At 45.5% G+C, this 11,200-nt stretch carries 12 protein-coding genes and 1 pseudogene; 3 read left to right on the top strand and 10 right to left on the bottom strand.

Going from position 1 to position 11,200, the window contains the following annotated elements:
- Positions 1–88 precede the first annotated feature (88 nt).
- The 9 genes and pseudogenes from GSF01_RS09920 to GSF01_RS09880 form a co-directional block, all read right to left on the bottom strand.
- Positions 89–754 (bottom strand): HAD family hydrolase, encoded by a 666-nt coding sequence (locus tag GSF01_RS09920; protein WP_159883430.1) that lies wholly within the window; start codon positions 752–754, stop codon positions 89–91.
- 207 nt (positions 755–961) lie between these two features.
- Positions 962–1,131: pseudogene (locus GSF01_RS29605) on the bottom strand (twin-arginine translocase subunit TatC); the annotation flags it as partial.
- A gap of 68 nt (positions 1,132–1,199) precedes the next feature.
- A complete protein-coding gene (locus GSF01_RS09910; protein WP_159883429.1) occupies positions 1,200–1,721 on the bottom strand; it encodes a TlpA family protein disulfide reductase in 522 nt (173 codons plus the stop codon).
- A gap of 22 nt (positions 1,722–1,743) precedes the next feature.
- Positions 1,744–2,994, bottom strand: coding sequence for an ABC transporter permease (locus GSF01_RS09905; protein ID WP_159883427.1), 1,251 nt, complete (start codon positions 2,992–2,994; stop codon positions 1,744–1,746).
- Entirely contained in the window at positions 2,981–3,598 is a 618-nt protein-coding gene (locus tag GSF01_RS09900) for an ABC transporter ATP-binding protein (protein ID WP_235941385.1), read from the bottom strand. The genes GSF01_RS09905 and GSF01_RS09900 overlap by 14 nt, the downstream gene beginning before the upstream one ends.
- An 80-nt stretch (positions 3,599–3,678) precedes the next feature.
- Positions 3,679–4,524: a hypothetical protein gene (locus tag GSF01_RS29300; protein WP_201305354.1), complete on the bottom strand. Its 846-nt coding sequence runs from the start codon at positions 4,522–4,524 to the stop codon at positions 3,679–3,681.
- A 39-nt stretch (positions 4,525–4,563) separates the two neighbouring features.
- Complete coding sequence (locus GSF01_RS09890) at positions 4,564–6,609, bottom strand: alkaline phosphatase (RefSeq protein WP_235941384.1); 2,046 nt, start codon at positions 6,607–6,609, stop codon at positions 4,564–4,566.
- Positions 6,610–6,735: 126 nt separating this feature from the next.
- Positions 6,736–7,263 (bottom strand): hypothetical protein, encoded by a 528-nt coding sequence (locus GSF01_RS09885; RefSeq protein WP_159883423.1) that lies wholly within the window; start codon positions 7,261–7,263, stop codon positions 6,736–6,738.
- Positions 7,260–7,397: a hypothetical protein gene (locus tag GSF01_RS09880; RefSeq protein WP_159883421.1), complete on the bottom strand. Its 138-nt coding sequence runs from the start codon at positions 7,395–7,397 to the stop codon at positions 7,260–7,262. Before GSF01_RS09880 ends, GSF01_RS09885 begins: the two co-directional genes overlap by 4 nt.
- Before the next feature lie 202 nt (positions 7,398–7,599).
- On the opposite strand from GSF01_RS09880, the gene GSF01_RS09875 reads away from it, so the two are divergent.
- The 3 genes from GSF01_RS09875 (at position 7,600) to GSF01_RS09865 (ending at position 9,219) form a co-directional block, all read left to right on the top strand.
- Positions 7,600–7,806 (top strand): hypothetical protein, encoded by a 207-nt coding sequence (locus GSF01_RS09875; protein WP_159883419.1) that lies wholly within the window; start codon positions 7,600–7,602, stop codon positions 7,804–7,806.
- Between the two features lie 8 nt (positions 7,807–7,814).
- Positions 7,815–8,492: an MFS transporter gene (locus tag GSF01_RS09870; protein ID WP_159883417.1), complete on the top strand. Its 678-nt coding sequence runs from the start codon at positions 7,815–7,817 to the stop codon at positions 8,490–8,492.
- Positions 8,493–8,619: 127 nt separating this feature from the next.
- Entirely contained in the window at positions 8,620–9,219 is a 600-nt protein-coding gene (locus tag GSF01_RS09865) for a TetR/AcrR family transcriptional regulator (protein ID WP_159883415.1), read from the top strand.
- 389 nt (positions 9,220–9,608) lie between these two features.
- Here the strand turns inward: GSF01_RS09865 and GSF01_RS09860 are convergent, their stop codons facing one another.
- Positions 9,609–11,198 (bottom strand): M56 family metallopeptidase, encoded by a 1,590-nt coding sequence (locus tag GSF01_RS09860; protein ID WP_159883413.1) that lies wholly within the window; start codon positions 11,196–11,198, stop codon positions 9,609–9,611.
- Positions 11,199–11,200: the final 2 nt, after the last annotated feature.

Here is an 11,200-nt window from a genome sequence, read left to right as displayed (position 1 = left end):
ACCTCTTCTTTGGTGTTAATGTATACGCACAAGCCGGGCGGATTGTGTCTGTTTTCTTTGTCTATTGTACTCTTCGCACCGCTTTTTTTCAAAATTGTTCCTGAAGCTTGCGAATCACCTCAGCCAACGGAGTATCCGCCATCGAGTTCAGCCGGAAATGATGCGGGCCAAACGAAAGAAGACCGGTCACGGCATTCGGAACGATGACGCAGTTCATCCCCGCTGTCCATGCCGCCTTAGCGCCGTTAGGCGAGTCCTCGAACGCGATGGCTTCACCGGGGGCTACGCCGAGCGCATCCAGCGTCTGCACATACAGCTCGGGATCCGGCTTCACTTGCCTCACATCGTCCCGGGTTCGTATGACCTCGAAGTACGAGAGAAGCCCGTATTGGTCGAGATAACCGGTCACCCAGTCCCGAGTCGAGCTGGAAGCAAGTCCGATAGACAGGCCGAGCCGACGCGCTTCTTCCAAATAAGAACGAACGCCCGGGCGAATGTCCGCTTGCGCCATCCTGTCCGCATAGTAGCTTCTGCGCTGCATGCGCGCCGCTTCGCGGTCGTAAGGCCGCCCCAAGCACCGCTCCAGATCCTCGTAAGGATCGAAAACGCCGGGCGCTGTGCCGATACAAGCTCCCCACACCTCGATCGTCAGCTCGGCCCCATGCTGCAGGTACATAGCTTGAAACGATTCGAACTCAGCCGACTCCGTATCCAGAATCAGACCGTCAAAATCAAAAACCACCGCGCGAATCACGGCCATCCCCCTTCCTGTATGTAACGTATCGTACTACGAGGAAAGTCGTTTGCCTAGACCCTCCAGATCGCACATTCTACTCGCATGTGAGCCTGGACGCGTTAAGGGCAAGCAAAACAGAAAAAAGCCAGCGCCTTCTTGGCCGCTGGCTCTCTCCTATGGTTAGATTTTGGCTTCGGCGGCTCTTCTGGGACCGACGAAATGCTGTCATGCTGCTGACATGGCTGCCAGCTTCTTTTTGTACACCCACTTGGATAACGTGCGCTGAACTCATACAGAATTAACAGCGGTATGATGACGAGAATATCCGATATAAAATCCGGAGGCGTTATCGTGATCGATATGACGATCAGTGTGAAATAATATAACTTCCTCGCTGCTGGATTTCCTCATCCTCACCCAGACAATGAAATGCTAGAAAAGGAACGTTTAATGGTTTGTGGATTTACTCGACAAGCTGTGCGAACTTCTTCTCTAATTTGTCAGGGTCAGCCTGGCCAATCAACATATCGGCGATAATTCCGTTTTTACTAATAAAGTAGGTGGTCGGAGTCGCTCGTAGACGGTATTTACGGGAAGCTTCCGCCTTTTCGTCCAAAAGAACTGGGAACGGGAGATTGTACTTTTCCGAAAAAGCGGTTGCCTCAGGCAGACTATCGATCTTGGCAAGATTTACGGCAAAAATTTCGATTTGGTTCCCGAACTTCTTGTATAGACGTACCAATTCCGGAGCCTCATCCTTACATGGACTACACCAAGAGGCCCAGAAGTTGACTACAACAGGTTTCCCTCTTAATTTTTCCAACGAATACGATTTGCCATCCAGTGCGGAAAGGGTGAATTCAGGGGCCTTGAAGCCAACTGTGGCGTGTTCTTCTTTGGTGTGTTCTTCTTTGCCGGGCAAGCTTTGAAAGAGCACAATAAATCCTAATGCGAAAATCACCAGTAGTGTAAGCAGCCGTTTCATAAAGTCACCATCGATTCAACCTTTATTGTGCGTTCAAGTACTTGACTACCTCAGTACGATAAGCCTTTATGGCAGGTACCATGCCGGCGGCCGATCCCGCAAGACAAACCGCTAACAGCAGCCACAATTGCTCGATAGTGAACTTTACGGATAGGTTGATCGAGCTTTGTTCGCCAACAAAGTACGCTAGTGTATAAGAAACAAGAAACGCCAAGCCCAGTCCGGCAATTGCTCCAAGGAAAACAACAATGACAAATTCCAGCAGCACTATCCCGAACACAGTGGATTGTTCGGCTCCAATCGACCTTAGGATCGCTATCGTTCGCCTTCTTTCCAAAGCCGAGCTATAGAGAGACAACAGGATCGTAAACCCGGCCATCGCCAAAATAATATAACTGATGGCCCTTAAAAGCGCTTCGCCGCTGCCTATCATATCAAATACTTTGGCTAGTACTTGCCCGGGTAATACGGCTTGCGCTTCGTGGCTATTATTGATTTCCTGATAGAGTCTCATCAGATCGGAGTAGCTATTCGGCTTAACCAATACCGCGGTAACCCCATGTTCGTTTTCATGTTCATCGTTCTCCGCAAGCTCATCGTTCTTGTCCTCGGCTTCCTCATGTTCGCCTTGACCGTGACTAATCCAATAGCTTTCCATATTCACATAAATGCCTTTATCGGCAGGAGCTTTCAAAGACTTCATTATGCCTACAATCTTATAAGGATTGCGGGAATGGGTATCGTTCTTGTCTAATGAGGAAACGACACCATGACTGGAGACAAATTCGTCACCAACCTTCAGTTTTAAGGTTTCAGCTACATGCGAACCTAGGACGGCCTCGTATGGCTCATTAAAAATCCGGCCTTCGGATAATTGAAAATACGGAGGATCCTTCGGCTTTACCCGCAGCTCAAAAAATGGCTCGCTTGTTCCGACAAGTCTGAATCCTTTAAAATTGTCTCCCAAAGCAAAAGGAACGGCCGTTTGAATTCGGGGATCATTATTGAGCTTTTCGAAATAGGAATGCGGCAAGTTCCCCAGAGGGGTGTCCATCAAATAAATCGTATTAAACACAAGCTGGTTTGCGCTGCCTTTGCTTCCGACCAATAACCCGTAGGGCTCGCTGGCATTCGCAATCCCTTCCTTAATCCCGCTGGTAAGCTGAAACACGCTTAAGGTCATGGCAACGCCGACAGCGATAACTACAATCGTAACTATCGTCTGAATTTTGCGGTTGATCAGATTCCGCCACGCGATACTAAGCAGGGACATATGTTTTATCCTCCTGGCCCACGCGGATAGCGGCACGTGAGAGAGCAACAGTCCGCTCCATCTTCTCCGCAATCGACATGTCATGACTGACCAGCAGCAAAGCCGCTTGATTCTCATCGCATGCCTGGAGCAATAAAGACATCACCAGTTCGGTATTTTCCGGATCCAGGCTAGCCGTCGGTTCATCGGCAAGTACAAGTGCGGGCTTGTTGGAAAGAGCCCTGGCAATGGCCACACGCTGCTGTTCTCCGTTGCTCAACTGTTCAGGCTTATGTCCCATTCGGTGCTCCAGCCCGACCATCGCCAGCAGCGATTTCGCTTTCTCTTTGCGATCCTTCTTCGGATGGGTATTGCCGAATTGCATAGCAAGCAAGACATTTTCCAGAGCTGTAAAGCCGGGAATCAGGTTGAAATTTTGATGGATATAACCGATGTTCCGGGCGCGAAATCTGTCCATCGCGGAAGCGGATAAGCCCAGGATGTCGGTACCGAGCAGATTCACTGTGCCCGAAGTCGGTCGGTTCAACCCGGCCAAGATGTTCAGGAACGTGCTTTTTCCGCAGCCGCTCGGACCGATCAGGGCCACTTTTTCATTTCGGCGCATTTCAAATCTTTCCATTTGCAAAACGGTAATATCTTTTTTCTCTCCGGGATATGTTTTCGTTACTTGATTCACGATAAGCATCAGCTTTTGATCACCTCGACGTTGTCTGCGTAAATACGAAGTAAACTTACGAACCCTGTCTCTTCATCGGTTTGCGATCCGACGCTGAAGGTACCCGTCACCTTGACGAGATGCTCCGTCGGCTTGACTTCTTTTCCTTCCGGCATAAAAATAACGACAATATCGGAAGGCCAATTGGCATCGGATGAGCAAAACGGGCAAACGGCCAGCGGAACCTTGGTCAGTACAAAAAAACTCGCTTTCGCAGTTAACGGCGGGGCCATATACCCCGTCATTTCCACTTTTTTGTCCGCCAGCTTCAGCACTTTATCCGACATTTTCAGTCCTCTGGCAGAGACTTGGGAATAAAGCTGATCAAAGGTTAATATATTATCCTGCTGCTTGTTCCCATTTTGTAATTTATCGAGAATCGTCGTGTTTGTTGATTTTTCAGGAGTCTGTCCTTCAGTATTTATTTTTTCCGGGGATTGCTGCATCACCGGCTTGACGCTATCCGCGACCTTCTGCGGGTTTTGTTCTTTCTGTTGCGTCTGTTGTGTCTGTTGCGTCTGTTGTGTCTGTTGTGTCTGCTCTGTCTGTTGCTGCTGCTCCGCAGGTTGCTCCTGCTTTTGTCCGGCGGCCTCGGCAGAGGAGTCCGTCGCTCCTGATACCGGTGCAGAGTTGACGCTTACCGCTTTGACTGGATTTGCCGATCCTTCGGGGGCAACCTTATCCACCGCCGCAGTGCCCGAAAAAGATACATCCATCGTCTTCCCTGGGGAAGACGATGGATTGCATCCGGACAACAGGGCGGGCAGCAGCAAACTGAGCAGCGCGGCATTCCAGCTTGCGCGTGCTTTTATCATGGCACTGCCTCCTGTATTCGGGATAGAGGAAAAAACGTATTACTTCGCCAAAAGCTCGAGCAGGAACTGGTTCGAGACGTAAGTCGCGCCGTTCTCAAATTTCACGTCTAGCGCAATATCTTTACCGTTTTTACTTGCTTTACCGGAAGACGGGATAATCCGGATCGTGTTGTCGCCCAGCATTACTTGAACCTGTCCGCTTGCCGCATCATACTTGACGGTTGCGCCGATGGTGGCTGCAGCTTCACGCAGGGTGATCCAGTTTTGGCCGTCGTTTTTCGCGCCTGTCAAATTCAGGCCCAAGGCATTGGCGAAGCCAAAGAAAACTTCCGTATTATCGATCGTATTCTTGAAATATTTCGCTCCCGGACCTCCGGCCAAAATCGGAACGTCATCTACAGTGTGAACACCTGTAGAAGCATTGAGATTACCGACCTGCAGGAAACGGTCTTTATTCGGATCTTGAGGGTTAGCCAGCTTCACAGAATTTGCTACGTAATCGCCGTCTTTGTTTTTCACAGCCGGGGATGTCGGCACCGGATCCATACGGTAGTCTTCATAATAATCCGGCTTAATACCAAAGCCGACAAACAACTTGCGGTCGACATCCAATGTATCCGGGAAACCGTCTCCGTCGCCGTCATAATAAGACGGGAACTTGGCCTCTTCGTAAACGCGCGCTGCGTCTTTTCCGGATTTTCCGTCGCCTTCCCAATACGTTCCTCCGATGCTCATAGAGTGAGCATGGTCGCCCGTAACAACAATCAAAGTTTCGCCGTTTTTGTCAGCAAACCGCTTTGCAACACCTACGGCTTTGTCCATTTCGATAGCGTCCATCACGCCGCGCTCCCAATCCAGAGGGTGAAGCTGTTTGTCGATACTTCCTCCTTCAACCATCAGGAAAAAGCCGTTTTCGTTTTTGCTCAGTACTTCAATCGCCTTTTCCGTCATATCCCAAAGGGTCGGCTGATCGTTGAAGCCTTTCAGCACAGCCTCATTTTTTGTGGAACGGTCGTAATATACGTCCATGTTGCCGGTATGGAACAAGCCGAGCAGTTTTTTCGTGTCACCGGAAACGTTCTTCAGTTGCGTCGCATTTTCAACAACCTGATAGCCGCTTTGTTCGAACAATTGGAAAAAATCTTTCTCGTCTTTACGCTTGGATCCCGGAACGGATTGCGGCAGGAACGTTGCAGAGCCGCCTCCGAGAATGACCTCCGGCTGCAATTTGTAGAACTGGTCGACAATCGGCACGTAATCGCTGCGGCGGCGGGTATGGCCGACAACGGCCGCAGGAGTGGCATCCTCGATTTCGGCTGTAGATACGACGCCGACGGACATTCCTTTTGCGCGCTTCACGATTTCGGCCAGCGTTTCTACACTGGGATCGTCCAACGTATCCTCAGTATTATCCGGATAAGACCCCATCGCGTTTACAACGGTTTTATGACCGGTATTATAAGCGCTCGCGCTGTTCGCCGAGTCAGTGGCAATGGAATCCATACCCGATGTATTGACGAAACCGGAAACTTCAGCCATTTTTTCGGTTTCCAGCAAATCGTTATATTTACCTTCTGTGTTTCCTTTGGACAGGATACGAGCGGCGGTGAGTACAGGCAGAGACAAGCCGTCGCCTACGAAGAAGATGACGTTTTTCGCTTTTTTGCCGCCCAGATCAGCTTGTACAACTTCGTATGTAACGGATTTCTTCATGCCGTCCGCTTCAACGGATACGGTATAATTACCAGGGGTTTTGAACGTCACTTCGCGGATCGTGTACTCTTCGCTTTTGTCCGTATTGGTCTTTACAAAGTTTTTGCCGATTACCTTTTGTGCGTCTTCGCCATTAATCTTGATTGTGACTGTTTTTGGCATCGAGGTCAGGTTATTTAGTTCCACCCGGAAATCGAAAATCGAACCGGCGAGAAATTTCGCTTTGTCGATCGGTGCAATATAAATGGAGGAAGCTTGTTGTGCTTCGGCTGCAATTACAGGCTTCACTTCTCCCGGCACAACAAACGTCCCGGCCAAGATGCTGCCGCTAAGCATAATTCTTGTTGCTGATTTTGCTAATCGTTTTTTCAATTGATGACACCTCCATATTATTCAAACAATCCAATTGTAGTAATGATTTGTTAAAACAATTGATGGATTTGATGAAGCTTTTATTAAGTTATTGAAATTAATAAACTTTTCTATTATATAATATCGTTAAACATAGATTGACATTCGCCTCACTTGTGATACGGTTCTGCGCTCACAACTTGCTGGTACACTTAAATCATCACCAATCCAAAGGGATATTCTCTCCAGCTTCTTTCTGTCTGTTGAAACATGGACGGACTTAATTACAGAGCGAATCAGTACTTTCTTTTCCTTATCGTCCGCTACCTCAAATAATGAGTCAAAGTCTTTAAGTATCTCAACAACCATCTGTGAATTGATCTGGCTCCCATGATCTAATCTGGTTAATTTGCGTTCGGTCTTTGCTAGGAGTTCATTTGCTTCGGCTAGTTGACTTTGTGCCTTGGTTATGAGCCGATTATAGTCATCGGAGCTTATCTCTCCGTTCAAATACCTTTCGTCTAACGAATCAATTTGTTTCGTTTTGTTCTCTACCTGTAACTTCAATTCATTAAAACGCAGTTCTAATGGCAGCTTGTCCTGTGAAACATCTTCTTCTATCTTATTCAGTACTTTATCCACCAAATCCATACTACCTAATACCCAATGGGTCAATTTGCTTCCTTCTGTTTCTTTCTTGCCTTTTGGTGCTGAAACTCCTTGAATGCTGCCAGTAGTTCTGTTTCACAAAGAATGTCTATAAAGTCCTCTAACAGATAAGCATTTCGTAGAATCGTATCGTTGGCCATGCTTAGTTCCTCCATTAGGAACCTTTCATGCTCTGTTATTTCTTCGTTCATTTTTTTTGTTACTCCCTTCTGTAACCATCAAAATTGGTTTGTATGTGTTTTCTATTTCGGGGGCTAGTAAATTATGGTTTAAGTTTCCCGCAACGTATCGAGTTCTCTAGGCAGTAGGGCGCTGACGCTTGTGATCTCGGTGGTCAGTCTCATGTTCGCCTTGCAGCTTGGAGGTCAACAGCTCGCTTGGGATTCTTTTTACATCCTGACTCTATTTCTTGTTTTTGCAATCTTTTTTGTCCTGTTTATTATTGCAGAAAAGAAGGCAGCGGAACCGATCATTTCTTTTCAAATGTTTGCAAATAGAGCCTTTACAACAGGGAATATATTAATGGTTCTGTACGGCGTCATTTTGTAGTCCCAATTATGTTTATTCCCATCTTTGTCCAAGGAGTGTTTGGAGGGACGACCACGAATTCAGGATTAGTTTTATTTCCTATGGTTATTGGATTATCCGTATCTTCCATTCTCGGCGGTGTGATTGTATCTAAATTCAGCTACCGTTCTGTAATGATCCTGTCCGGGATCTTACTTCTTCCCAGCGTATATCTTCTCGGTTCTTTGTCGGTAGATACACCTCGCTTAATGTTGACATTTATTATGATTTTGACAGGACTAGGGATCGGTTTTTCCTTCTCTGTGCTTTATTTGGCAGCTGTCCATAACGTCAATCCGGCTCAACACGGTGTGATTAATTCTACTCTGAATTTTACCCGCGAATTTGGAATGGTCATCGGCATAACGATTTATGGAGTCATACAGAACCATACGATTTCCGGAAGGCTGGGCAACGCGGATAAAAGCATCTCCGATCTACAAGTGAATGATCTGAACCAGATGCTTACACCCGAATTGCGACAACGTTTTCCTGAAGAGGTCTTGCGAGGGTTAACAGACATATTGTCCACTTCAATCGCTCATACCTTTATGTGGATATTGATTCCGGCAGGGTTAGCATTCATTACGATTTTCTTAATAGAAAAAGGTCTTATAGCCGAATCCCCGCAGAAAAAGCAGCAAACTGAACGATCAGTAGAAAAATAAGACATCCAGACAGGGTTCGGCTATCGCCTTTTGACTAAAGAGGGATAGCTGGCCCTTAGTTTTTTTGTGCTAATAATAGAAACATTGTACAATGGAAATAAGCGAATTTTATAAGGAAGTGAGGATAATGACGCCTTCGAATGAAGGACAAACACTGCAGAACCGAGGTAATGAACGAAAAACACAAATTATGAGGGCTGCCCTGAAGATCTTCGCCCTGCGAGGGATTGTCGGGACCAAAACGAGCATGATTGCGGCAGAAGCCTGCGTTAGCGAAGGCCTTCTATACCGTTACTTCACATCTAAAGACGAGCTTTTCACATTACTTGTTAAGGAAGCCGCACAAGAGTCGGTTTCCGAGATGGCTAACCTCGATAAATTACCTGGGTCCCCCATAGAGAAGATAAGAGCTTTAACGAAGCATATTTTGGACGAGGATGGGCAGCTCTCGTGGCTGCTCATGCATCAGGCGCGCACATCGGATGGCGTTCCTGAAGAAGCCAAACAGCTTATCAAGCAGTTTTCCATGAATACATATGTCGATCAATTGGAGCCTTTATTCATCAAGGGACAGAATGCCGGTGAAATTGTTGCAGACGATCCGAGAAAGCTCATTTCCTGCTTTTTAATGGTGCTTACCGGGCTGATGACAGTCAATATCAAGGGAGATGAAAATTACCAGCCCATCGATATCGATCTGTTGATGCGGATAATCACCAAATCTTGAACGTACCACGATAACTCGTCGACCTGTAAGTCTTAACAGGAACGTTAGTTCAAAAAAACAGCGGCAGTCAAAGACTTTATTTTAATGTCTTAGTTCGCCGCTGTTTGTATTTTAATAGATCAGTCAAAAAATCACTTTAGAAAGCTGCCGATATTGTGGCTCAAAGGTTTCAACAATTCACAGTCTAACACTTTATATCCGTTGCACGATTATCACTATCGCCTTAATCTACTAATAAAGTCACTATCAAGTACTTTTTCTTTCCTAATGGTGATCGTGTGTACCATCACTTGTGGTACGGTTCTCCGTAACACTCAAAGGGCGAAGTCTTCCGTTTTGCAAGAGGACTTCGCCATAAAATAATAAGTCAGCCTTATATTTCTGCATGCTCAAGAGTTCAGTTCAGATTCAAATTGTGCAAGCTTTTCAAAAACGCCATCAACCCATTCTTGGTCATCCCATAGTTTGGGATCATGAAGTTTTCTATCAGCAGGATGTCCTGTTACAATAGTATCTACTCCATCTTTGTATCCAAAGTACAAATCGTCAATTTTTAATGTCTTGTTTTCAGCTTGAACTAACATTTTGAGGGTCCTTACTGACCCTTGGTTCGAAAAAAGTAATCTTACGTAGTAGACATCTCCATTATGTTTCTTGAACTCTGCTTCCTTGATTTCATTTTCTAAACCGAAAACCAAACCAGATCCTCCGTTTAATTCCCTTTTTTGTTCTAACTCCAACATTTTATTTGTAAATTTAAGAAGATTCTCATTAGAGATGTAGTTTTTAAATGATACTGCTGTTTGTTCTGCAACAGCCCCGGTATACAAATTTAAAAAAGCTATTCCAAATGTTACAACGGTTTCTTGATCATCATTACTAATTTCATTTCCTTTAATTGAGAATTGTTGATTTGCTAGGTATCTTAATATTTCTGCTGCTGATTTCTCTGGTAGTTCAAAAGAAACTTCTTCACCTGATGGTGTATTCTTTGAGCCAGTAATATGCCCTAATTCATCCATCCCATTAATTTTAGGATTTGCTATCAATCCAATCCCCACGGCTATCATGATGACAATGGAGAAAGCAAGTATCCAGAACCTTGGTTTTCTATAATTTAACACGTTTTTAATTCTCCCTTTTACATTTCCCTCACCAAAAGCAAGCGGACTTCCATTCAAAATATGTCTATCAGTAGCAAGCGATAATAAAGATGACGCGTAAGATTTTTTTATATCAATATCAGAATTCATCTTTTTCAGTACACGTTCATCACAGGAAAACTCCATATCTCTGCTCATTAACATGAATGCTACCCATATAAGAGGATTAAACCAGTGAACAGACAATACCAAGAAGGCTAGCGGCTTAATGATATGATCAAATCGTTTAATGTGAGTCTGTTCGTGCAGCAGGATGTAGCTGCGCTCCTTAGCATGAAGTCCAACGGGCAAATAAATCTTGGGTCGCATCAAGCCAAGCACAAACGGTGTTTTTAAATTTTCAGCTTCGTAGATATTCCGCTCTATTAATTGCGCGTTTTTAAGCTGTTTCTTTAGGAGTAATACAGATACCAGACTATAAATCAGCAATGCAATTATACCTAATACCCAAATATATGATCCAATCTGTGTGTAGATCTGCAAAGGATTTACGCTATCTCCAACAGTCGGTGCCGGCAGTATTCCACCTACAAATGAATCGACCACCTCTATCCCACTATTAATCTGCGGACTTTGCTGAAGTATACTGCCTTGAGGGATTGGAGGGATAGGATTGCTATCCCCATTCCTTGGCAACAGACTAAATACACTCTCAAATGTGAATGGAACAACAAGTCGGAAAGCTACCACACCCCATAAGGCATAAGAGATGACCTTCGGGGCTTTCTTAAGTAGTAATCTGATTACTATCACAACAAGAAAGACATAGCTTGCTGTAAGGCTCATATTTAAAACAGACAGAAATAGTTCGCTCATGA

Origin of the sequence: Paenibacillus puerhi, from assembly GCF_009846885.1 — a bacterium.
Lineage (GTDB): Bacteria > Bacillota > Bacilli > Paenibacillales > NBRC-103111 > Paenibacillus_G > Paenibacillus_G puerhi.
This window is presented reverse-complemented; position numbering and strand designations above follow the sequence as displayed.